23 protein-coding genes and 1 pseudogene are annotated in these 22997 nt (G+C 70.6%); 20 read left to right on the forward strand and 4 right to left on the reverse strand.

The window, feature by feature from the left end; translation table 11 throughout:
• Window positions 1–26: 26 nt before the first annotated feature.
• The 4 genes from AB0E19_RS22825 (at window position 27) to AB0E19_RS22840 (ending at window position 4267) form a co-directional block, all read left to right on the forward strand.
• Entirely contained in the window at window positions 27–1028 is a 1002-nt protein-coding gene (locus AB0E19_RS22825; protein WP_362183104.1) for a Gfo/Idh/MocA family oxidoreductase, read from the forward strand.
• Entirely contained in the window at window positions 1025–2041 is a 1017-nt protein-coding gene (locus AB0E19_RS22830; protein ID WP_362183107.1) for a Gfo/Idh/MocA family oxidoreductase, read from the forward strand. The genes AB0E19_RS22825 and AB0E19_RS22830 overlap by 4 nt, the downstream gene beginning before the upstream one ends.
• A gap of 138 nt (window positions 2042–2179) precedes the next feature.
• Entirely contained in the window at window positions 2180–3175 is a 996-nt protein-coding gene (locus AB0E19_RS22835; protein ID WP_362183110.1) for an ROK family protein, read from the forward strand.
• 48 nt (window positions 3176–3223) lie between these two features.
• The gene (locus AB0E19_RS22840; protein ID WP_362183113.1) at window positions 3224–4267 is read left to right on the forward strand and encodes a LacI family DNA-binding transcriptional regulator; all 1044 of its coding nucleotides are present in this window, start codon (window positions 3224–3226) and stop codon (window positions 4265–4267) included.
• Window positions 4268–4500: 233 nt separating this feature from the next.
• On the opposite strand, the pseudogene AB0E19_RS22845 reads toward AB0E19_RS22840, so the two are convergent.
• Window positions 4501–5257 (reverse strand): annotated as a pseudogene (locus tag AB0E19_RS22845) (transposase family protein).
• 191 nt (window positions 5258–5448) lie between these two features.
• Window positions 5449–6723, reverse strand: a complete 1275-nt coding sequence (locus AB0E19_RS22850; RefSeq protein WP_362183116.1) for a helix-turn-helix transcriptional regulator — start codon at window positions 6721–6723, stop codon at window positions 5449–5451.
• A 216-nt stretch (window positions 6724–6939) separates the two neighbouring features.
• Between AB0E19_RS22850 and AB0E19_RS22855 the strand changes: the two genes are divergently transcribed.
• The 5 genes from AB0E19_RS22855 (at window position 6940) to AB0E19_RS22875 (ending at window position 12214) form a co-directional block, all read left to right on the forward strand.
• Window positions 6940–7443: an RpiB/LacA/LacB family sugar-phosphate isomerase gene (locus AB0E19_RS22855; protein ID WP_362183119.1), complete on the forward strand. Its 504-nt coding sequence runs from the start codon at window positions 6940–6942 to the stop codon at window positions 7441–7443.
• 2 nt (window positions 7444–7445) lie between these two features.
• Window positions 7446–8657, forward strand: coding sequence for a DegT/DnrJ/EryC1/StrS family aminotransferase (locus AB0E19_RS22860; RefSeq protein WP_362183122.1), 1212 nt, complete (start codon window positions 7446–7448; stop codon window positions 8655–8657).
• Between the two features lie 18 nt (window positions 8658–8675).
• The gene (locus AB0E19_RS22865) at window positions 8676–10475 is read left to right on the forward strand and encodes a radical SAM protein (RefSeq protein ID WP_362183125.1); all 1800 of its coding nucleotides are present in this window, start codon (window positions 8676–8678) and stop codon (window positions 10473–10475) included.
• Window positions 10472–11272, forward strand: a complete 801-nt coding sequence (locus AB0E19_RS22870) for a nucleoside phosphorylase (RefSeq protein WP_362183128.1) — start codon at window positions 10472–10474, stop codon at window positions 11270–11272. Before AB0E19_RS22865 ends, AB0E19_RS22870 begins: the two co-directional genes overlap by 4 nt.
• 69 nt (window positions 11273–11341) lie before the next feature.
• Window positions 11342–12214, forward strand: coding sequence for a glycosyltransferase (locus AB0E19_RS22875; protein WP_362183131.1), 873 nt, complete (start codon window positions 11342–11344; stop codon window positions 12212–12214).
• A 46-nt stretch (window positions 12215–12260) separates the two neighbouring features.
• Here AB0E19_RS22875 and AB0E19_RS22880 read toward each other — a convergent pair whose 3' ends face one another.
• A complete protein-coding gene (locus AB0E19_RS22880; RefSeq protein WP_362183134.1) occupies window positions 12261–12812 on the reverse strand; it encodes a flavoprotein in 552 nt (183 codons plus the stop codon).
• Between the two features lie 118 nt (window positions 12813–12930).
• Between AB0E19_RS22880 and AB0E19_RS22885 the strand changes: the two genes are divergently transcribed.
• From AB0E19_RS22885 to AB0E19_RS22920, 8 genes are all read left to right on the forward strand, one after another.
• On the forward strand, window positions 12931–14115 hold the full coding sequence (locus AB0E19_RS22885) for a helix-turn-helix transcriptional regulator (protein WP_362183137.1): 1185 nt from the start codon (window positions 12931–12933) through the stop codon (window positions 14113–14115).
• Window positions 14116–14324: 209 nt separating this feature from the next.
• Window positions 14325–14858 carry a hypothetical protein gene (locus AB0E19_RS22890; protein ID WP_362183140.1) on the forward strand — a complete coding sequence of 178 codons (534 nt, stop codon included), beginning with the start codon at window positions 14325–14327 and terminating at the stop codon, window positions 14856–14858.
• Window positions 14851–15300, forward strand: a complete 450-nt coding sequence (locus AB0E19_RS22895) for an ATP-binding protein (RefSeq protein WP_362183143.1) — start codon at window positions 14851–14853, stop codon at window positions 15298–15300. The genes AB0E19_RS22890 and AB0E19_RS22895 overlap by 8 nt, the downstream gene beginning before the upstream one ends.
• 87 nt (window positions 15301–15387) lie before the next feature.
• Complete coding sequence (locus AB0E19_RS22900; protein ID WP_362183146.1) at window positions 15388–15570, forward strand: hypothetical protein; 183 nt, start codon at window positions 15388–15390, stop codon at window positions 15568–15570.
• 47 nt (window positions 15571–15617) lie between these two features.
• Complete coding sequence (locus tag AB0E19_RS22905; protein ID WP_362183149.1) at window positions 15618–15752, forward strand: hypothetical protein; 135 nt, start codon at window positions 15618–15620, stop codon at window positions 15750–15752.
• Between the two features lie 923 nt (window positions 15753–16675).
• Entirely contained in the window at window positions 16676–17311 is a 636-nt protein-coding gene (locus AB0E19_RS22910; protein WP_362183152.1) for a hypothetical protein, read from the forward strand.
• Window positions 17312–17313: 2 nt separating this feature from the next.
• Window positions 17314–18435, forward strand: a complete 1122-nt coding sequence (locus AB0E19_RS22915; RefSeq protein WP_362183156.1) for an MAB_1171c family putative transporter — start codon at window positions 17314–17316, stop codon at window positions 18433–18435.
• Window positions 18436–18454: 19 nt separating this feature from the next.
• Complete coding sequence (locus tag AB0E19_RS22920) at window positions 18455–19633, forward strand: amidohydrolase family protein (RefSeq protein ID WP_362183159.1); 1179 nt, start codon at window positions 18455–18457, stop codon at window positions 19631–19633.
• A gap of 44 nt (window positions 19634–19677) precedes the next feature.
• Here AB0E19_RS22920 and AB0E19_RS22925 read toward each other — a convergent pair whose 3' ends face one another.
• Entirely contained in the window at window positions 19678–20670 is a 993-nt protein-coding gene (locus AB0E19_RS22925) for a helix-turn-helix transcriptional regulator (RefSeq protein ID WP_362183162.1), read from the reverse strand.
• Between the two features lie 231 nt (window positions 20671–20901).
• Between AB0E19_RS22925 and AB0E19_RS22930 the strand changes: the two genes are divergently transcribed.
• From AB0E19_RS22930 to AB0E19_RS22940, 3 genes are read left to right on the forward strand one after another with little or no spacing between them, the layout of a single operon-like run.
• The gene (locus AB0E19_RS22930; RefSeq protein ID WP_362183165.1) at window positions 20902–21228 is read left to right on the forward strand and encodes a transcriptional regulator; all 327 of its coding nucleotides are present in this window, start codon (window positions 20902–20904) and stop codon (window positions 21226–21228) included.
• 1 nt (window position 21229) lies between these two features.
• The gene (locus AB0E19_RS22935) at window positions 21230–22249 is read left to right on the forward strand and encodes a hypothetical protein (protein ID WP_362183168.1); all 1020 of its coding nucleotides are present in this window, start codon (window positions 21230–21232) and stop codon (window positions 22247–22249) included.
• Window positions 22249–22950: an ATP-binding protein gene (locus tag AB0E19_RS22940; RefSeq protein WP_362183171.1), complete on the forward strand. Its 702-nt coding sequence runs from the start codon at window positions 22249–22251 to the stop codon at window positions 22948–22950. The genes AB0E19_RS22935 and AB0E19_RS22940 overlap by 1 nt, the downstream gene beginning before the upstream one ends.
• Window positions 22951–22997: the final 47 nt, after the last annotated feature.

Genomic DNA, 22997 nt, shown 5'->3' on the forward strand with positions numbered 1-22997 from the left:
TCCCACCACACGGAAGACAGGGAACCATGCTGGATCTTCATGTGGGTCTCATCGGCGCCGGCGTCATGGCGCAGACGCACCTCGAAGCGTGGATCACGCTGGGAGCCCGCGTCAGCGTCTACTCCGACGACGGCCGCCACGCCCACCTCGCCGAGACCCACTCCGCCCACGGAGTCGAGGCCGCCACCTCTTTGGAGCACCTCCTCGCCGACTGCGCCCTCGTCGACATCTGCACCCCCACCGGCAGCCACAAGGAACTCATCCTCGCGGCCGTCGCCGCCGGGCGTCACGTCGTCTGCGAGAAGCCCCTCGCCATGTGTTCCGACGACGCCCAGGAGGCCGCCGACGCCGCCGCCCGCGCCGGCGTGCGCCTCTTCCCCGCCCACGTGGTGCGGTACTTCCCCGAGTACGAGGCACTTCACCGCGCAGTGACGGCCGGCACCGTCGGAGAACCCGCCATCCTGCACTTCACGCGCATGACGGCCTACCCCGACTGGGCGCCCTGGTTCCGGGACGACACCCAGTCCGGCGGCATCCTCACCGACCAGATGATCCACGACTTCGACTTCGCCCGCTCCCTCGTCGGGGACCCGGTGCGCGTCTACGCGCAGGTCCGCGAGATCCACGACGGCCACCACGTCGCGGCCGGCACCGCCGTCCTCACCCACGCCTCCGGCGCCATCAGCTACTTCCACGGCCTGTGGGGTCAGCCAGGCACCTCCTTCCGCACCACCTTCCGCGTCGCCGGATCCGGCGGAGTGCTGCACCACGACTCGCACGAGACGACCGCCTTCCGCGTGCTGGCCCAGCCGGCCGGCGGCGAAGACGACCGCATCCCGCCGGTCGCGCTCTTCGAGAACCCCTACGCCGCCGAACTGCGGGACTTCGCCCTCACCGTCACCACCGGGAGCGTTCCGCGGGTCACCGCCCACGACGGCGTCATGGCCGTGCGCATCGCCGAGGCCGCCCGTGAATCCGCGCGGACCGGCCGCGCCATCGACCTGACCGCCGAGGAGGCAATCCGATGAAGGTCGGCCTGCTGTCGTTCGCCCACACCCACGCCCTCTCCTACGCGGCGCTCCTCCGCGACATGGAAGGGATCGAGCTCCTGACCACCGACCCCGACAGCCTCGCGGAGGAGCCGCGTCCCGAGTGGCCCCGTGGCCGGGACCTCGCCCGTGACCTCGGCGTGGACTACGTCGACACGTACGAGGAGGTGTTCGCCTGGCAGCCGGACGCCGTCATCGTCGCCGCCGAGAACACCCGCCACCGGCACCTCGTCGAACTCGCCGCGAGCCACGGCGTCGACGTCCTTTGCGAGAAGCCCCTCGCGACCACCGCACAGGACGCGGAGGCCATGATCAAGGCGTGCCAGGCCGCCGGAACCCGCCTGGCCATCGCCCATCCGGTCCGCTTCAGCCCCGCCTACGCCGCCGCCCGCGCCGCGGTCAAGGGCGGCCACCTCGGCAGGATCCTCGCCGTGCGCGGCGCCAACTACGGCCGGCTGTCCGACGCCGAGCGTCCCTGGTTCGCCGACCCCGCGCTGGCCGGTGGTGGCGCCCTCATGGACCACACCGTGCACATCGCCGACCTCCTCGACGACCTGCTCGACGGCGCCCGCGCCACCGAGGTCTACGCCCAGTCCAACACCCTTCTGTACCCCGACCACGAGACGGAGACCGCGGGTCTGGTCACCCTCGCGTACGACAACGGCACCCACGTCACCATCGACTGCAGCTGGAGCCAGCCCGCCCACCACCCGCAGTGGGGCGACGTCGAGATCCAGCTCGTCGGCGAGAAAGCCACCGTCGAGTTCGCCGCCTTCTCCCAGAGCGTCAGCGGCTACGACGAGGCGAACCGCACGGCCACCGTCCACCCGTGGGGCACCGATCTCGACGAGCGCCTGCTCACCACCTTCCTCCACGGCACCCAGGACGGAGACGTCGACGTCCCCGACGGCGAGTCCGGCCTGCGCACGCTCCAGATCGTCCTGGCGGGATACGCCTCCGCCGACGCGGGTCAGCCGGCCCCCATGGCCTGACAGACCGGCGGGGCGGGCCCGACTCGCGGTCTGGGCGAGACGCCCCCGCCCCGCCTCCCACCTCCGGCCGAGAGCGGGGAGACCGGCCAACCCGCCGGTCTCCCGCCCCGGCAGTTCCACACGAAAGAAAGTACGTCCGTGAGCCCCGAAGACCGTCCCCCGCCCCGCCAGGCGGCAGCGCCGCAGCAGGACTGCGTGCTCGCCCTCGACATCGGCGGCACCGGCATGAAGGGGGCGGTCCTCGACCGCGCCCTCGCCCCCGTCGAATCCATGTGGATCCCGACCCCGCGCTCTCAGGGGCCGAGCGCGGTCGTCGACGCCGTCACCGACTCCCTCCTGGAGCTGCGGCGCAAGGCCCACGCGCGGGGGCTGCGCGCCGACCACGCGGGCGTCGTCGTGCCGGGCATCGTGGACGAGTCACGGGGGAGGGTGCTCTGGGCGGCGAACCTCGGCTGGCGGGACCTGCCGCTCGCCGCCGAACTCGGACGGCACACGGGACTGCGCGTGACGCTCGGGCACGACGTGCGGGCGGGCGGCACGGCCGAATGCCTTCACGGGGCCGCCCGCGGCGTGCGCAACGCCCTCTTCGCCGCTATCGGCACCGGTGTGGCCGCCGCCCTCGTGTGCGACGGCGTCGCCGTCACCTCCGACGGGTACGCCGGTGAGCTCGGGCACCTGGTCGTGGATCCGCAGGGCCGACCGTGTCCCTGTGGCGGTACCGGTTGTCTGGAGACCGTGTCCTCCGCGAGCGCCGTCGTCACCGGATACAACGCCGCCGTGGACAGGGGCGTCGCGGGCGCGGCGGAAGTCGCCGCTCTGGCCCGAGGGGGCGATCCCGTCGCGCGAGCGGTCTGGGAGCGCGCCGTCGAGGGTCTCGCCAAGGCCCTCGCCTCCGCCGTCACCCTGCTCGCGCCCGAGAAGATCGTGCTGGGTGGTGGCCTCGCCGAAGCGGGCCCCCTCCTCCTCGACCCGGTGCGCGTCGCCCTGGCGGACCGGCTCGCCTTCCAGCGCCGCCCGACGATCGTCCAGGCCGCCCTCGGCGACCGCGCCGGCAACATCGGCGCCGGGATCGCCGCGTGGCGGACGGCCGGACTCGACACCACCGACGTCCGTATCCCCGCCCGCGTCCTCTGACTCCCTGGAGCACCGATGCTTCCCTCCGCTCCGCGGCACCACCCCCGAGTGCCCGACGCCGCAAGCCCCCATCGCGCCGACACGGCGTCGGGGAAGGTCGGCCTCTCGAAGGTCGCGGCGCGGGCGGGACTCAGTGAGGCGACGGTGAGCAGGGTCGTCAACCGGCGCCAGGGAGTGGCGGAGAAGACGCGTGACGCGGTGGAGAAGGCCATGGCGGAGCTCGGGTACGAGCGCCCGGTACGCGGGCAGTTGGTGGCCATCATGATGGAGCGCGTCACCAACCCGTTCTTCGCGGATGTCGCCGAGCGCATCGAGGCGGCACTCGCCCCCCACGGCCTGAGGACGCTCCTGTGCCCAGCGTTCCCCGGCGGTGTGCAGGAGCCGGCGTACGTCGACGCGATGGTGGACAAGGGAGTTGTCGCCGTCGTGTTCCTCTCGTCGTCGAACACCGTCGCGATGGCACGCACCAGGACGTACGAGCGCCTGCGGCTCAGGCGCATTCCCTACGTGGGCGTGAACGGGGTCTTCCCCGACGGAGTGGCCGTCCCGGTGTACTCCACCGACGACCTGTTGGCCGCGGAGCTGGCGGTCGGCCATCTGTTCCAGCTCGGCCACCGGGCGATCGGCATGGCGTCCGGTCCCGCGGGCAACACCCCGGCCGACCGACGCGTGAGGGGCTTCCTCGAAGCGATGGACAGGAGAGCGCTATCCGACGCACACCGGCTGGTGGTCCGTCAGTCCTTCGGCGTCGAAGGCGGTCAAGCGGCCGCGCAGACGTTGCTCGCCCGCGGTGCGACCGCGATCGTGGCCGCAAGCGACTTCATGGCGCTCGGGGCGATCCGGGGTGTTCGACGCCTGGGGTGTTCCGTCCCCGGGGACGTGTCGGTCGTCGGCTATGACGGGTCGGCGGTCACCGAGTTCGTCGAGCCGCCTCTGACCACCGTCCGCCAGCCGGCGGACCGCCTCGCCCTGGAGGTGAGCCGGAGCGTCCTGGCCCTGGCCGGCCGGCGCGAGGTGCCGGTGGGCGAACTGCTCTTCGATCCCGAACTGGTGGTCCGTGCGACGACCGGACCCGCTCCCGGAAGAGCCTGACATGAAATAGTCGGGGCATCGACTGCCTGCTGGAACCACCGCGCCTCCGAAAAGGGAGAAGGCGAACGACGAGCCCGTGCCTTTCATCAGCCTGAAGGTATCCGATGGCACCCTCGTTCAGGGTGCGAAGCCGTGGCTTGCAAGTGCCGCACGGTCGCGTGAACGGGAGCGATGACGGTGCCCGACCGTTCGATGCGCGGATGAGGTCGTCCGTGTACTGAACCTTTTCAACCTCAGGTTGAGGCGTGCTGAAGGACGACGATGGCTATCACGATGTCGGTGATTCGGCTGGTGCTGGAGCGGAGCTTATATAGCAGTCGCCAGCCCTTGAGGATGGCCATGGCCTGCTCGCAGAGGCAGCGGATCCTGGCGTGGCTGCCGTTGCGCCGGCGTATCCACCGCTTGAGTCGAGGGCCCCGAAACGGCACGCGGACAGGTCGGTCGGCGCCCTGGTAACGCCTTGTCCGCCCAGCACTTCACGCCTGCCTCGGCGAGCGCGTCGATGATGCCATGGGTGCGTGCGGCGGTCAGGTCATGGGGGGAGCCGGGCAGTGCGGATGAGGCCCACAGGAGCCGTCTGAACGAGTCGGTGAGAACCTGGACGTTCATGCCGTGGCGCTTGTGCTTCCCCGAGTAGTACGGGGGTGTCGGCAGCGGTGCGGTCGATCGGCAGCAGGGTGCCCTCCAGAATGACGAACGCCTTCGTCCGGATTGCCTTGATTTCCTCGGCCAGGGACGGGGCCAAAGCTGCCAAGGTCTCAACTGCTCACGTATGTGGCGGTAGGTAGTTGCGATCCCGATGCCGAATCCGGTGGCGAGCCGAGCGTAGGTGTCACCGCACCGCAGACGAACCAGGCGAGCAGGGCCTGACGCCCTGATGTCAGTCGTCGCCACCGCGTACCGAATTTTCTGCCTTCGGGAGGAGAGCCGTCCGGCCAGATACCGCAGGGTGCGACTGGACAGGTTGATTGGCGACGGATGGACAAGCACGCGAGGCTTCTGACAGCACAGTGGATTTTGGTCGTGACACGTCTATCAGGAGCTTCGTCGTTGCGCAGGAGCGTCCAACTCATGGCTCCTACGAACAGGTTGGGAAAAGCCTCGGTGCTGGTGCTACTCGGATGTTGCGCGACCCGCCTGGCGATGGAACCTGGGCGGGGCACACAGGTATATGGTGCGGCTCACACCAAGGCGCCGGTCCGGCCAGCGAACTCTCGAAGCCCCGGGATGCGTGCGGGCCCATACAGCAGGTTCGTCGTAAGGGCGCGGAGGGCCGGCCGGCGTGTTTCCTGGGGGGCTTCCTGTTCGACGCGGCGCAGGGCGGCGAAGGTCTCGGTGCCCTGGCCCAGGGCATGGTGCATCCGCGCGATGTCGGTCCAGGCCCTGGCGCGGCGCTCGGCGGTCGGGATGTGGTCGACGTTCAGGCGGTCCGCGACCATGACGCCCTCGTCGGGGGTACCGAGGGTGTTGTGGACGCTGATGCGGTAGAGGTCGACCTGCGTGCGGGTGGCCTCGACGGTGAACAGGCCGCGTGGTGCCTCGGGGTGTCGCGCGGTTTCGTCCTCGGCTTCGTCGAGGAGGGACAACGCTGTCGTGCGGTCGTTTCCCGCTGCGGCCGAGTACGCGGCGGTCAGCAGAAGGGTCGTGCGTACGGCGGCGGTACGGGGGTCGGCGGGGTCGAGCTCGGCTGCCTGGTTGTGCAGGAGGTTGACGGCTGAGGTGCAGCGGCTGGAGCGGCGCATCGTGATGGCGAGGACACGGGAGGCTTCGCCGACAGGAACGGGCAGGCCGCTGGAGCGCGCGGCGGTGAGGGCGCGGTCGGCAGCGACCCAGGCGGCATCCGAGTGCTCCTTCAAGGCGAGCTCGGCGGCCAGGACGTAACCCCGTGCGAGGAGCGCTGCCGCCTGGCGGCGGGCGGTGCCTCCAGCCGCCTCCCGCGTGGCTTCGGCGGTGGCGAGCAGCTGAGGCAGGACCCGGCCGAGTTCGGCGTACCGTGCGGCGGTGTAGTGCCGACGGGCGGTGACGACCTCGGACAGGAGGTTCTTCAGCGGCGCGGGGTCCGCATCGGGGAGACGGAACAGCAGGTCGTCGAGGTCGGCGGGGGCGGCCGCTGCCGGTCCTGCGCCGACGATAGCCGTCATCCCCGTGGCCAGGGCTCCGGCCAGTACTCCTCTGCGGCGCAATGCGTCCTCCTCGTCCGGCGTCAACGTGCTTGCCACCGTATCGATCAGGGGGCGTCCGGGCACGGTGGAACCACGTAGCTGGTCAAGGGACAGGTTCAGAGCCTTGGCGAACCGTGGGGCTGCGGCGGGGTCGAGCCGCATCTTGCCGCTCTCGATCCGGGAGATCGCGGAGGCGGAGTAGCCGACGCGCTGGCCGAGCTGCCCTTGGGTGAGGCGCAGCGTGCATCGGGCGCCGCGGATGAGAGTGCCTAAGTCCTGCTCGTGGATGCCCATGGGTACCTCCTGCACACCGACGGGCGCATGACGGTAGCGGGAGTGTGGACGGGCCGGTAGGGGCGCGCGGTTGCACGGCATGTGCCGGTCTCGCACACCGTGTGCGAGGGCAGGCCGACAGGCCCCCGCAGACGTCAGTACGGCGGGACGGTGGTGCCTCGCAGACGAGCGGCCGACCCCGGCCATTCCGCTGCTCGCACCTCCCGAGGAGGTTCCATGGAGGATCAGCCAGACCGGTTGCGCATCGTCATCGGATCCGACGACGCAGGCCGCGCCTACAAGGGCGTACTCGCCAATGACCTGCGCGCGGATACCCGCGTCGTGGTCGTCCGTGACATCGGTGTGGACGACCAGAGCCGTGCCTCGTACCCCCAGATCGCGCTCGCAGCCGCTGAACACGTCGCCGGCGGCCGCGCGGACCGGGCGCTGCTGGTGTGCCACACCGGCCTGGGCATGGCCATCGCCGCGAACAAGGTGCCCGGGGTCCGGGCCGTCACGGCGCACGACGTAGTGTCGGTCCGGGCCGCGGTCCTGTCCAACGACGCCCAGATCCTCGCGCTCGGGCAGGGCGTCATCGGTCTTGCCCTGGCCCGGCGCCTGGTCGACGAGTGGCTGAACATCCGCTTCGCGCCCGGCACGACGGCGACGGCGAAGCTCGCCGCGATCCGCGACTACGAGCAGCACCGCATGAGCGGCACGGCGGCCGGACGGGGGTGCTGACGATGGCGGTGGACACGAGCACGATCCCGGACGTCGACCCGGCGCTCCTGCGCTGGCCGGCCGAACCGCAGCAGGGCGGCTGGTACACCGACGCCGAGCATCAGGCGCTGGACCGGGTCATCCGCGAGTCGGACGACTGGCGCACCGGCTGGCGCCAGGCCGCGTACCTGGGCGAGTTCGAGGAGGCGTTCGCGGCGTACTGCGATGCCGGGTGCGCGGCCGGGTTCAACTCCGGAGGCACCGCTCTGGAGATGGTCCTGAGCGCCCTGGGACTGGGGGCGGGGGACGAGGTGGTCTCGTGCGCGGTGAACTTCGTCGGCCCGCACGTCGCGGTCATCGGACAGGGCGGGCGCCTGGTGCTCGCCGAGCCCGAGCCGGACACCCTTGGCCTCGACCTCGCCGACACCGAGCGGCGCCTGACGACGCGCACCCGGGCGATCCTGCTGACCCACTGGAACGGGGCCGTCGCCGACGTCCAAAAGTTCGAGGAGCTGGCCGCGCGACACCCGCATCCGGTGCACGGGCCGCCGAAGGTGATCGTGGACGCCGCCCGCGCCTGCGGCGGGCGGACGCCGAGCGGCGCGCGGGTCGGTGCCGAGGGCTGGGCGACGGTCTTCTCCTTCGAGTCGAAGAAGCTCATGACCACGCTCGGGCAGGGCGGGATGGTCACCACCAGCGACCCCGCGCTCGACGAGCGGCTGCGGCTGCTGCGCGGCTACGGCGGCCTGGGGGAGTCCTGGGGCACCAACCAGATGCTGTCGAAGGCGCAGGCCGCGGTCGGACTGGTCCAGCTCTCCCGGCTGGACGAGATGAACGCGGCGCGGATCGCCCGCGCGCACGCCCGCACCCGGGCGCTCGCCGACGTCGCCGAGCTGACGCTGCCGCCGACCTGGCACGAGGGGCGGCACCTGTACTACCGGCACAACCTCCTCGTCCCCGACCCGTGGGCGGGGGCCGGCCGGGACGAACTGATGCGCGTGCTCGCCGCTCGGTACGGCGTCGGCAGCATCATCAGCGACCCCATCACCCCGCACAGCAAGGCCCTGATCCGCCGCCACACCGCCGACCAGCGCGTCCGGCGCGCCGAACGGCTCGCCGCACGGCTGCTGTGCCCGGTCCTCCACCCGCGGATCAGCGAGGCCGACGAGGCCGAGATCTGTGACGCGATCCGTCGGGCCGTCGCCGACGTCGCCCGCACCCGCCCCACCACCTGACCCAAGGGGAGGACCCCGATGTCCCTTCTCCAGCAGGAGACCGACCGCATCCGCGGCCGCGAGATCTCCCTAGCCGACCCCTACGAGCCGAAGGACCCGGTCGGCCGGCTGCGGTTCGTCCTCGCGATGCCGTACGGGCACGCCTACAGCCTGATGTGCAGCGGCCCGATGGCCCTGTACGACCTGATCAACCGCGACCCCGGAATCCCGGCCGTCGCCGAGCGGGCCGTCGAGTACGACGGTCTCGTCCGCGACGGCGCCCGGCTGCGGCCGCCCGCCGGGGAGACGTACCGCAGCATCGAGTCCCCGGCGCCGGTCGCAGACGCGGATGTCCTGGGCGTCTCGGTGACCAACGCCGGCGGCCTGCACCAAGTGCTGCGGCTCCTGGACCTCGCCGGGATCCCGCGCCGCACCGCCGACCGCGCCCCGGGCCGCCACCCGCTCGTCGTCGGCGGCGGCCCGGGACTGACGAACCCCGAACCGCTCGCCGACTACCTCGACGCCATCGCCCTCGGCGAAGCCGAGCAGTCCATCCCCGAGCTCCTGCGCGTCCTGCACGCCCACCGGCTCGTCCCCGGTCCGATGCCGCTGCACCAGCAGCTCGCCCGAATTCCCGGCCTGTACATCCCCGCCGCCTACACCTTCGACCCCGCGCCCGGCGGTGGTGCGACCGCAGTGCGGCCTGTGGCGCCGACCGTTCCGGCCCGCGTCCACGCCCCCTACCTGTCTGTCGCCGAGCTCCCGGCCGCGCACTTCTGCTCCCCGGTCAGCGACGGCACCGCCGCCGTGATCAGCCCGGTCCTCGGCTGCCTGCACGAGTGCCACTTCTGCACCCTGGGCGTCCCCGAGTTCCGCCAGGCCCCGCTCGACCTCCTCACCGGCTACATCGACCGCCTGGAGGCCCACGGCATCCGCCAGATCATCATCAGCGCCCCCACCTTCACCCAGTACCGGCACAAGCGCGCGCTGCTGGACCACATCCGGGCCTACGTCGACCGGGCCGCTGCCAAGGGCGAGAAGGTCTCCACGATCATCGGATCCGTTCGGGCCGACGAGATCACCGCCGACTACCTGACGGCCCTCGCCGAACTCGGCGACTTCGGGCACCTCTTCACGGAACTCGCCCTTGACCGGCCCCGGGGCATCGTCACCCTCGCCCCCGAGTTCGCCGCCCCGGATCTGGTCGCCCTGTACGGCAAGACCCTCAAGCGCGAGCGGGTCGACAAGGCGATCGACCTTTGCCGCGCCAGCGGCACCGTCAGCGCCGTGATGCTGTACTTCATCGTCGGCGCCCCCGGCGAGACGGCCGCCGACCGGCACGCCATCGCCGACTACGCCCGCGACATCCGCAAGCGGCTCGGCGACGGCGACACGGCCGTGATCATCAAGATCACCCAGTTCCAGCCCACGCCCGGCACCCTCAGCCAGCGCCTGGCCATGGCCGACCCGGACACCGTCCAGGAGTACGTCCGACAGATCGCCGACGGTCTGCGCGACCTCGTCGGCCCGGCCGCCTTCGCCCGGCACTACCGCGTCGAAGGCCCCTCCGCGGCGCGCATGCACCTAGAGGCGGTGTGCCTGCGCGGGGACCGGCGCGTCGGCCACGTCCTGGAAGACCTCTACGACGCCGGCACCGACCCACACACCATCACCCGCGACCGGCTCACCGCCCCGCTCGCCGCGCGCGGCCTGGACTACGACCACCACCTGCGGCACATGGACGACACCGTCCTGCCCTGGCACACCGTCGACTCGGTCAACCCTGCCGCCGAGCAGCAGCTGGCGAACGCGCTCACGAAGAGGAAGGCCTGCCCGTGATCCATCCCGTCCTGCCGCTGCACCCCGGCAAGCACGCCTTGCCCGCGGTCGCGGACCCGGCCGAACACGCCCGTCACGTCCGCACCCGCGCCCCCGAGGCGAACCTCGCCGATCACGACGGCGCCGTCCTCGTCTACCAGGACCGCGTCCTGGCCCACACGGTCGCCAACTACGGCGGCCGCCGCACCGACTGGGTCCGCGGCAACCTGCGCCTGATCGAGCGGCGCGGCCGACGCCTCGCGGTCTGCGGCGGCTTCGGCCCCGGCGCCCCCGCCGCCGCCCTCGTCCTCGAACAGCTCCTCTCCCTCGGCATCCGCCGCGTCATCACCGTCGGCACCGCCGCCTCCCTTCACACCAGCCTCACCCCCGGCAGCCTCGTGGTGTGCACCCGCGCCCTGCGCGACGACGGCCTGTCCCACCACTACCTACCGCCCGGCCCGTACGCCGACCCCTCGCCCGGGCTGACCCGGCACCTGGTCGGCGCCCTGCACGCACGGGACGCCGAGCCCCGGCAGGGAAAGGGCTGGACCACGAGCGCCGTCTACCGGGAGACGGCCGCCGAGGTGGCCCGCTACGGCGCCCTCGGCGTCCTGACCGCGGACATGGAGGCCGCCGGCGTCTTCGCGGTCGCCGAGCACCGCGGCGCCGACGCCGCCGCGGTGCTCGCCGTCGCCGACAGCCTCGCCGACCGGCGGCCCCGCCGCGACCACCCCCGCACCGAGGCGGTCCTGCGCACCGCCGTCGAGGCCGCGCTCGCAGCCCTGACCGCTGCCGCACGCGAGCAGCCGCACGACTAAGGTGGGCCGTCTCCCAGATGACGAGACGGCGACGGGCAGGTTCCCGGCGCGGAGAAGGACCGGATCTTCGTGAGCACTGGCGCACCCCGCGTCGGGGCGGTCGTTCTGACGATGAACGACCGTCCCGACGAGTTCCCCAAGGCCATGAGCTCCCTCCTCGCGCAGGAGGGCGTCGACCTGGACGTGGTCGTGGTCGGCAACGGCTGCGCCCCCGACCAGGTCCCGGCCGGCGTCAAGACCGTTACGCTCGCGGAGAACGTCGGCATCCCCGAGGGCCGCAACGTCGGCGCCCAGGCGGTCGACGGGGAGCTGCTGTTCTTCTTCGACAACGACGCGGTCCTGCCCGACCCCCGAGCCCTCGCCCGCCTCGCCGCGGCCCTGTGCGACGAGCCGGCCCTCGCCTACGCCCAGCCCAGGATCGCCGACCCCGACACCGGGATCACCGTCCGCCGCTGGGTCCCCCGCCTGCGCGCCGGAGACCCGACCCGGCCCGGCATCGTCACGGTCATGGCCGAGGGCGTCGTCATGATCCGCCGCAGCGCGTTCGACGCCGCCGGCGGCTGGCCCGGCGACTTCTTCCTGTTCCACGAGGGCATCGACCTCGCGTGGCGGCTGTGGGACTACGGCGGCACCGGCCGCTACCTGCCCGACATCGTCGTCCACCACCCCGCGACCAACCCCGCCCGCCACGACCGCTTCTACCGGCTCAACGCCCGCAACCGCGTCTGGCTCGCGAAGAGGAACCTCCCCGCCCCCCTGATCCCCCTCAACCTCGCCGCCTTCCTCCTGCTCGCCCTGTTCCGGTTCCGGGACCGGGCGGCCCTCCGCGCCACCGCGGCCGGCTTCCGCGAGGGCCTGCGCGGAGGCCATGGACCACGCACCCCGATGAGCTGGCGCACCGTGGTCCGCCTCACCAGGGCCGGACGCCCCCCGATCGTCTGACCTCCCATCGGCATGGAATGAGCGGGCCGGAGGGCGACTGTGCCTGCTACTCCTGCGGACCTCGGTAGATGTCCGAGACGCTCTCCAATGCGGCGTGCCACGGGTACGTGGCCGGGTTGCCCTGCCCCGGCGGGTTCGGCACGAACCCGCCCTCGCCGTACACCACGCGGACACCGACGCTGCGCAGGGTCTCGATCGACCGCTCGAACTGCGGGTGCGCGACGTACGCCTGGTTGACGCACGGCATCATCGCCATGGGGATGCCCTTGCCGATGCCCTCGGCGACGACGCCGACGAGCCACTTGTCCGTGATGCCGAGCGCCCAGGCGTTCACCGTGTTGAAGGTCGCGGGCGCGACGAGGATGGCGTCCGGCTTGGGCCAGACGTCCGGCTGCCCGGGGGAGCGGTAGTCCCAGCGGACGGGTCGGCCCGTCAGGGCGGCGAGGCCGTCGAGGGATTCGTGGAGCCAGCGGGCCGCCCTCGGGGTGAGCCCCAGGCAGACGTCCCAGCCGTCGGCCTGTGCCTCCTCGATGACCCGGGCGATGTCGAAGACGGGGGGCGCCGCGCTGCTGAACAGGTACAGGGTCCGCGTACTCATGGATCTATCCGATCACATGGAATCGCCCCCGATCCAAGGGAGTCGGGGGCGAAGCCGTCTCGCGCAGCTCCGGGCGCGCGTAGCGTTCCAGATGTCGAGTCAGGAACGGAGTACCAGTATGCCTATCTCGGGCGACGACCACACCGGAATCCGCATCAAGGAACAGCGTCGGCTGGCGAGATTGACTCAGCGCGAACTCGCTGACCGGATCCCGTACTCGTACAGCTGGCTGACCCAGGTGGAGTGCGGAGCACGGCCGGCCAGCGTCGACTTCACTGCCGCTGTGGCACGAGCACTGAGGATCGACGTCACTGTGCTGACAGGCCAGCCCTACGTGACCCAACTGCAAGAGGACCGCCTGGCGGGACTCATCCGCCCCATCCGGGAAGCCATGGACGTGTACGACCTCGGCGACGACCCGGCGCTGACGACCCGTACCGCCGGCGAGCTGGTCGACGCCGTCGAGGATCTGTGCGCCCAGGTGCGGGCGGCGCACCTCCACGCCGTCGCGGCTGCCCTCCCAGACCTCATCACCGAACTGACCGCGTTGTGCTGGCGGACGCCGACCACGGAGCTGTGGCGAGCGCTCGCCGCCGCCTACCGGACCGCCCACGACGTCACCGTGAAGATAGGGTATTTCGACCTCGCGGGCGTTGCCCTCGACCGGCTCGGGTGGGCAGCGGAGCGGGCATCGGATCCGTGCCTCGCCGCCATACGGCAGTACTTCCGTGCGCTGGTCTACTTCCGGGAAGGCGAGTACGCGATCGGCCGGCGCCTGATCCGCTCCGGCCATGCCGTCCTCGGCCCGGGCGACCAGTCCCGCGAAGCACTCGCGGTGGCCGGCCAGCTTCACCTCGGCGGGTCCGTCCTCGCTGCGCGGGCCGCAGACAGGAGCGCGGCCGCCGACCACATCGCGAGTGCCCGCGAGCACGCGTCACGGGTCGGGGACGCCAGCCGTATCCACTGGCTCAGTTTCGGCGACACCAACGTGTCGTTGCACGAGATGAGCGTCGCCATGGAGATGCGGCGGTACGACGATGCCCTGCGGCAGGCGAAGGCGATCCGGCTGCCGGCGAGCATGGCGACGTCGCGCCGGTCCCACTACTACATCGACCGGGCCCGCGTGGAGATGGAGCTCGGGCACACCGAGGCGTCGCTCAAGTCCCTGTGGACCGCGAGGCGGGCCGCGCCCGAGCCGACCCGCTACCACCCGCAGGCGAGGGAGACCGTGCGCGGCCTCGTCCACACCTCCCGCCGCACCCCGGAGACGCTGGGCAACATGGCGGCCTGGGTCGGCCTGTAGGGGGGAAAAGGAACTCTCACTGAACTGAAAGAGTTCCGGCCCTCCGACCTCGCCACGATGGTCCCGACACTGATCAACGACGAGGTCGGGGGCGCTACATGGCGAGCCACGACGGTGTGAAGGATCGCACCTACGACCCTGGTCCGGCCGCCGATAACGGCGGTTGGACCAGGGGAGGGCCGACGGGGTCGGCCCTCTTTAACGGACCGATGGAAGCTGACCCCGGTGTGTTCGTCCACCCGCGCAGCGACCGCGCGGCCGGCGCCGAGACCTGGCTGATACTCGCAGCACGTGACGCCCCCCAGGCCCGGCGGGAGTGGGCGGAGTACGGCGTGGCGCTGCTGCGCTGCGGCACCAGCTTCACCGCCGTGCGAATCCCGGCGGACATCGTCCTCGCCGCGGCCGGCACCACCGACCGCGCCGCGCTGGTGACCTACCTGACGACAGTGCTCGACGGCCCGTGCTTCTTCGACGGCAACAGTCGGGCCTTCTACGCCCTCACCCCGCTCAGCACCGCGCACCGGTGGGACGTCCCCGAAACGGAGTGCTTGGGCGCCGACTTCTACCTCGGCGTCCCCGCGACCACCATCACCGAGCCCGACCCGCGGTGCGCCGCCTACTGGGTCGTACCCATGGACGGCCCGGCCGCGCTGTGCGACCCGGCGATCGTCCGATGGCTCGTGCAGCGGGGCCGGCTCCAGCGCTCGGAGGCTGCGGCGTTGGAAGCGGGCGAAGATGCTTGAGGTTCCCGCGCGCCAACGGCCGGAGTTCTACCTCGCCGCCGACGAGCCGTCCCTGTCGCGCACGCTGCCGTGCGACGTGAGGTCGGTTGCCGTCGCGCGGCGCTTGGTCATCGCTGCCCTCGACCGCTGGGAGCTTCCGAAGGACCTGGCGGACCGGGCTGAGCTGGTCGTCTCTGAGCTGGCCACCAACGCGGTCGTGCACGCCCGTACGCGCGGCGGCTCGATCCGGGTCGGCGTGTCCCGCGTCGAGGACGATCGCGTTCAGGTCGCCGTGACAGACCTCGACCGGCGCCCGCTGGTCCGGAGGGAAACGGGCCCGTGCGCCGAGGGCGGCCGCGGCCTGGACCTCGTCGCCGCGCTCTCCGCCCGCTGGGGCTGTGAGCGCCGGCATTGGGGCAAACGGGTGTGGGCCGAATTGCAGACCGCGGAGAGCCAACAGTGAGCAACACGAAGATCCAAGTCGTTTACTGCCTCGTCCTCGGGTCCATCCTCGGAGCTCTCTACGTGGGCATCTTCCACGGGTCGGCCGGTGGCTGACCGGCAGTGGGTTATCGGCCTGTGCTGGCGGTGCGAGGGCACTGACGAGCCGGTGATGTGGCTCGGCCCGGTCTCCAGCGAGCACCACGGACACGGCCCCTTCTACGCGTGCGACCCGTGCATCCAGCGCTTGGAGGAGCTGGTCGTGGAGTACGGCGCGCGGCGCGACACCTGAGACTTCCGTCCCGATCGCCCGGCCGGGGGCAGGGAGCCCCCTGCGACATGTGGAGGTCCTTCGCGACCGGACGCGCCATCATCACGGGGGAGCAGGCCGCATCCTGCTACTTTCGGACGGCCGTGGACGCCCCCAACCAAAAAGCGCTCGTCCAGATCTGCGAGCCGCGCAACGCCCTGTGACCACTGCTTCGTGGTGGCGACGAAGCGAGGGAAGTGCATGGCCGTGGGCGGCGTCCGCGACCGCCTGGTCCCGCAGCTCGCGGAGGCGGTGACGAGCAGATCGTCGCCCTCGTGGAGCCGGACGCCCACACGAACGGCAGCCTGGACGGCTTCGCTGAGACGTCGCGCTCCGTCTTCCGAAAGCTGCCCGGGTGTTTCGGGGAGACCGGCGACACGATCAAGCGGTTCGCGATGACCGGCATTTTCCCGGGTGTGCTGTGCGCGCCGAATTTACGGTTGGTAACGCATGCCCACTCCATGCTCGGTGTCCCGCGACCCTCTGGCAGGCGCGGCATGTGGCCGCTCATCGGTTTGGTGGATACCGGGCATGCGAAGGAGGTGCTCGGTCCAGAAGGCAGGGGAGAGCCTGCGCCAGCGCTGAGGTCTCAGGGGGCAGGCCGGGGGAGGAGAAACAGGCAAGCGGTCTGTTTTCGCCGTCGAGGTAGCTGTTGCAACAGCCTCGACAAGACATCAATCTGACAAGCTTGGGTTGGTTTGACCGGCTTGTCCGATGTGTGAACCGAAGGAAGATGTCGAATTCATAACGGGCGCAACCGGCCGGTAGGTATGAATATCGGAGGCGCGTGAGAAGGTGAAAGGCCCGAAGAGTCGGGCTGAAAGCCTTATTCGATCTTGCCTCGAACGAAGGCTGGTGATCTTCTTCGATGACTCCGCCGCCGTAACCCTTGCCAGGGCCGGCGGCTGTCTTCGCGTAATGTCCAGGAGGCGTTTCCGCCGCCCTCATCCCATCTGTGAATTCGCTTACGCGCTCTTCGGTCGGTGAGGGCCGTGCTCCGTGGTTTGAGCACGGCGGCGCATCAACGCCAGGGCGTGGCTGTCGCCCAGCTCGGGGGTCATCAACCAGCTCGTTAGAAAGGGAAGACATGTTCTCGGGCAAGGGCGCGCGCACGGCGCCCATTCCTCACATCGGGCGGCAGGACGGCAGGGCGCACCGCCGCTGGCGCCTCACCGCCTCTCGAGCGGTGGAGTCGGACCTGCACCGTCGACTTCGGCGCGAGCTTCAGGAACTGGGTGTCCGGCCGCCTCTGGACGTCGAGGCGCTCTGTCGGGCGCTGGCCGAGAAACGGGGGCGCCCCATCGTGCTCAAGGCCGCGCCGCTGGAGAAGCCCGGTCCGTCCGGTCTCTGGGTGGATACGCCCGGCATGGACGTCATCCTCTACCAGCAGGAAACGACTCGGTTCCACCAGGAACTGATCATCCTGCATGAGGTCGGGCACATCATCCTGGCCGACGACGAAGCCGCCGACAGCGGTAGGGCCGCTGAGGAGCCGGATGACTACGTGGAGGGCTGGGCGACGCTGCTTCCGGTGCTCGACCCTAAGCTGATCCAGCGGGTGTCCCGCCGTTGTTCGTACGACTCCGATGAGGAGTGCTCCGTAGAGCTCGCCGCCACCATCATCATGGAATGGGCCTCGAAGCTGAGGAACGTCCCCCTCTCCGAGGACCCTGCGGTCAGCCGCGTCGAGAAGGCCCTCGGCGACCGACAGGGATGGCTGTAGGCGTGACCGAGATCATCCTGTTCGGCTTGGCCGCCGCGGTGGGCTGGAAGGTCTACCAGTTCTCCAAGGCCCCCGACGATCTGCCGCTGCGGTCGGTGACCTTGTGTTTGGTGAGCGCAGCCCTCTCGTACCCCGTCGCCATGCCGGGCGGAGCCACGGGTGTGGACACCGTCGCGGGCCACGGAGCCGCGAAGCTCATTCAGAACTTGTTGCTGCTGGCGACCGTCTACTTCCTGCTCTGCTTCTACCTCTACTCCGCCGAGGGCAGTGCCGGTAGGCGACGCGCTCGTTTTGAAGCCGTCCTGGCATTCGCGGTCGGCGCGGCCATCTCGGTCGCCGCCCTCACCGTGCCGCACTCCGTCTTCGAAGGCTCTTTCAGCACCGCCGACATGACGGTGCCGCAGATCGCCTTCTTCTATGGTGGCGCCGGCCTCTACTTGATGTACGCCCTGACCGTCACCGCGCGCTGGACGTACCAGTTCGCGCGGCTGTCCCGGCGGCCGCACTCCACCGGTCTATGGATGGCCGCCGCCGGTTTGGCGATCATGGCAGGCGCCTGCGGCGTCCGGGCGGTCTTCGTCGCCGTCCGCTGGAGCGGCGGGGCGGTGACCCACTCGCTGATGTCGGCAGTGGCGCTGCTGCTCGTGGTGGCGATCCTGCTTTTCGTCGCGGGCATCACCTACCCGGGCGTCCGGACCCGGATCGCGTCGATCCGGCTCTGGGTCCGGCACCGTCGTGATCACCGACGGCTGGAGCCGCTGTGGCAGCTGCTCGCCGAGGCCTACCCGGAGAACGTACTCGGTGCCGCCTCGCCGGCCTTCCGGGATCGCTGGCGGGCGCGCAAGGTCCATCGTCGCTATCACCGGCGCATTGTGGAGTGTCGGGACGGCCTCGTGGACATCAGCCCCTACCTTTCTGTCGGAGGTCATGAGACCGACGGGGCTGCTCTGAGCCGGGACCCCGCCGAACTGGCGGCACGACTCCGCCTGGCGGCTGCACAGATCGGGGACGGCGCACCCGCGCCCCGTCATGCCATGCCGCTGGCCATGACCCTCGGCGACGACAGGGAGGCGGACGTGCGGCAGTTGATCGCCGTGTCCGACGCCCTTCGCCATGCCGCGTGACCGAAGGAAGCGAGACGAGATGCTGATTGTCGCGAAGCGGGTCCTCGTGGGATCCGGCCGCTATCTGAAGGACGGAGCCGTCCTCATCGAGGGCGACACCATCCGTGCCGTCGGGCCCGAAGAGGCGGTCGTCGCAGAGGCGAGGCCCGGCACCGAGCGCGTCGCTTTCGACGGGACCTTGCTGCCCGGGCTGATCGATGCCCATGTGCACCTGGCCTTCGACGGCGGGCCCGACCCCGTCGCCACGCTCTCCCAGTCGAGCGACGAGAGCCTTCTCGCCGACATGCGGAAGAGAGCGGAGGATCTCCTCCGCAGTGGGGTGACGACCGCTCGTGACCTCGGCGACCGGAACGGTCTCGTGCTGCGGCTGGCTTCCGAGATCGACGAGGGTGCGGCTGTAGGGCCTCGTCTTGTTTCCGCCGGCACCCCACTGACAACTCCCGAAGGCCACTGCCACTTTCTGGGCGGGGAGGTCGCCGGCGAGGAGGACATCCGCGCGCTGGTCCGGAGGAACGTAGCCGCAGGAGCGGGCGTGATCAAGGCCATGGTCACGGGCGGGGGACTGACCAAGGGCGGTCCCCGAAGCTGGGAGTCCCAGTTCTCGGCCGACGATCTCGCCGTTCTGGTTGAGGAATCTCATGCGGCAGGCCTCCCTGTGGCGGCACACGCCCACGGGACCCCGGGTATTACGGCCGCGGTCGCGGCCGGCGTGGACACGATCGAGCACTGCACGTGGATGGCGGGCGACGGGTTCGACTTCCAGGAGGAAGTCGTCGCCCGCATCGTCGAGAAGGGCATCGCCGTCTGTCCGGCGGTCAGCCCCCACTGGCAGATGTTGCCCCGCTTCTTCGGTGAGGAAAAGGCGCACGCGATGTTCGACCTCGTCCGGAGGATGGCGGAAGCCGGGGTGAAGCTCATCGCCGGAACGGACGCCGGAGTGCAGCGCGCCTCGTTCGACGGCCTGGTGCCGGCCTTGTCGTTCTACGCTCACTTGGGACTGCAGAACGGCCGGATCCTCGACATGGCCACGTCGATCGCCGCCGAGGCGCTCGGTCTCGGTCGTACGACAGGCAGGATCGCGGCCGGCTACAAAGCGGACCTCGTGGTGGTGGACGGGGACCCTCTCGCGGACCTGAACGACCTTTCGGCGATCAGGACGGTGATCTGCGCCGGTCGCCCCTTGGAGGGCCGGGCGTAGGCGAGCGGAGGTGGCAGGGGCCTGGAGACTGACACCAGCCCCTGCTACTCCCGTCCGCCCGCCTCGCCCTTGTGCTGCATCTGATCGACGAGGTCGCTGACCAGCGCCAACAGGTTCGGCGGCAGGCCTTGCGCGCCCGCGCCACGGGCACGTACCCGCCCCACCTTGCCTTCCCTGTGGGCGGCGAGCAGTTGGAGCCCCTCGTACACCTGCGCAGCCACCTGGTCGTCGGGCTGGAAGTACAGCGGCGTGACACCGAGAAAGTCGGCGAGGCCCTCCAGGACGAGGGGAGTGGCTGCCTCCGATGCACCTGTCCGGAGATCGCGGACTCCAGTGCCCGTGATGACGTTTCCGCCCGCGTGCGCGTTGATCGCTGTGGCGATCTCCGCGTCTCCGGGGGGCCCTTCAGGACCGGGAAAGGACTTCTCGAGAAGAAGAGTGATCTTCTCCTGGAGCGTCTGCGGCAGCTTCTCGTTCGCCGCGGTGCCGACGGTCTGGTTCTCCACACTTTCGCCGAGGGCCTTCGCCATCGACCGGTCCTGCGCCCGTCTCACCTCGTCCACGGTGACGTGATACGCCTCGGCCAGGAAAGGGAGGTATCGGTCCTTGAGACGCCGCACTCCCTGTTCCGCGCCGGCCACCGGGCCGTCGCTCTTCGTACCGATGACCGCTGCCATCTCGTACCTGTAGAGGCCGGCGTCGCACCGTAGGTCGGTGAGGTCGGGCAAACCCTCGCGGGGGAACAGGTCGTTCAGAGGCTGATGGAGCACCCGCGCGAGAGCGGGCAACTTCTCCTGATCCGGTACGGATGAGCCGAGCTCCCACCCGGCCACCGTCGAATCCGCAGCGCCCAGGGCTGATGCCACGTCGGACTGCGAGATCTCGGCGGCTCGACGTACGGAGCGCACACGAGCTCTATCGAAGCGGCGAGCTGGCATCAGACCTCGTTTTTGGGTGAACCGAAGAAATCTCGGCGCGTTGACCTTTTGCTTGAATCGGGATAGCTTCAGGCTACCGAAAAACAGCGGGATTCGCACGCCTTCCTTCAGCGGCGAGGTTGCGCGCCCGTCGTGGCAGGCAAGGGAGGAGGCGATCGATGTCGAAAAGCAGTCCGTGACGCGATCGCGTAAAGAAAACCGGCGCCCAGGAGCTACCAACTCCCAAGCGCCGGGCCGGCACCCCGAGAGGTGCCCATTCACATCACGCGGGCGGCGGGGCTTTTGCACGAGAACCACCGCGCCGCGCTCCAACGAACAACGGAGTATCGCATGCTTGCCCTGCCGAGCGGAACCTTGGCCTGCCCGGATGCCGATCGACAGCACCGCCTCGCTGCCCAGCTCGCCTCCATAATCCCGGGCGCCGCCACGATTCGGGTCAGCCTCAAAGATCCCCGGCAAAGGTGGCCCCACCTACACGCCATCGTCCAGGACGAAGCCGGCAAGGTCATGGAACCGAACCGTACGACCCTCAGGGTCGCTGCCCGCTGGATCCTGCGAGTCTGGCCGGAGGCGGAGTGGGGCCGGCCGCACATCTTCGACCTTGCCGACGCCACTCTCACCCGTAGCGACCTGGTCGCCGCCGGCCGGGGCCGCTGACATGGCGCGGATCCGAACCATCAAGCCGGAGGCATTCGTCTCCGAGTCGCTCGCCGAGGTGAGCGTCGAGGCCGAGCGGACCTTCTTCGGACTGCTCACCCAGGCCGACGACCACGGCCGCCACCGCGACAACGCCGCGATCATCGCTGGACTCCTCTGGCCTCTTCGGGCCGAGCACACCTCGGTCCACGTCGAGGACGACCTCCACCAGCTCGCGAACGCGGGCCTCGTCTGCCGGTACACGGGCTGCGACGGCCGCCGCTACCTCCACATCGTGACCTGGTCCGAGCACCAGAAGATCGACAAGCCGAGCCAGTCGCGCCTGCCGTCCTGCCCGCAACACCAGGCCGCCGCTCGGTGCGCCCCCTGCAAGGGGGCCTGCACCAAGCGCACCGAGGACCCGAATACGGTTCCCCGAGGGCTCGCCGAGGCGTCGTCGAATGCTCTCCTAACCTTCGATTCGCCCGAGCTCGCCGCCACGATCCCTGGCGAGCACGCCGACGAGGCTTCCGCCACCCGCAAGGTCGCCTTCGACGACATCGTCGACGTGCGCCACCACGGAGTAGTGAAAAGAGCAGGCCAGGGCTCATTCTCCGAGCCCTCTCCGAGCCTTCCCCGAAACCTCGGAGAGGGCTCGGCGCCTGGATCTAGGATCTTGGATCCTGGATCTCTTGTTCCTACGGGGCGCACAGCGCCCGCAGTCGGTGTCTCGGCCAGCCAGCTCGTCGGCGAGTACGTCGCCGCATGCGATGAGCGTCCGCCCAGCGACGTGATCGGACACCTCGGCCGGATCACCAAGAAGCTCCTGGGCGAGGGCATCGCGCCGGAACACGTCCGCGCCGGACTGGCGAACTTCGCGGCCAACCCCAAGCACCCGAGCGTGCTGACCAGCATGGTCAACGAGGCCATGAACGGACGAGCCGGCGGTTTGGGCCAGCCGGGAATCCGACCTAACGTGCCCGCCCCCCAACCGTGGACCAATCCGTCCGACGCCGCTGCCGCCTACGCCGAGGAGCTGTGATGCGCACCCGCCACCGCGAACCGCAGACCCTCGGCGAGGGCACCCTGGACCGGATGGCCCGGATCCTGGCCGCCCGCAACATCGACCCCGCCGTCGTCGCCGTACCTGCCGAGGACGAGACCGTCTCCCCTCTGGAGGCCCTGTCGGCCGGGATGCCCCCGCGCTACCGGGCCGCCGTCGCCGACCACCCCCAGGTCCTGGCCTGGGTCCACACCGTCGCCGACGCCGCCGTCGCTCCCAACCGGGGAGCCCGGCGGCAGGTCGCCACCGGCCCCAGTCTGCTGATGGCCGGTGTCGTCGGCGCGGGCAAGACGCACCAGGCGTACGGTGCGGTCCGGCGACTGGTGCAGAGCGGGGTCGGCGTGCGCTGGCGCGCGACCACCGCCGCCGACCTGTACGCCGACCTGAGGCCCCGACCCGGAGCCGACAGCGAGCGGGAGCTGGCCGCCGTCAGCCGCTGCCCACTGCTGATCCTCGACGACCTCGGCGCGGCCAAGGCCAGCGACTGGACCGAGGAAGTGACGTACCGGCTGATCAACCGCCGGTACAACTACGAGCTTCCGACCCTGATCACCACCAACCTGCGCATCAGCGATCTCCGGGCCCAGCTCGGCGACCGCGTCGCCTCCCGGCTCGCCCAGATGACCACCCGGGTCGAGTTCGAGCAGATCGACCGCAGACGGCACCGCCTCGCGGCCTGACCTGCCCCAGATCACCATGCCGGACCGCGCCCGCTGCGCGCCGCCCG

The organism is Streptomyces sp. NPDC047974, from assembly GCF_040653375.1.
Lineage (GTDB): Bacteria > Actinomycetota > Actinomycetes > Streptomycetales > Streptomycetaceae > Streptomyces.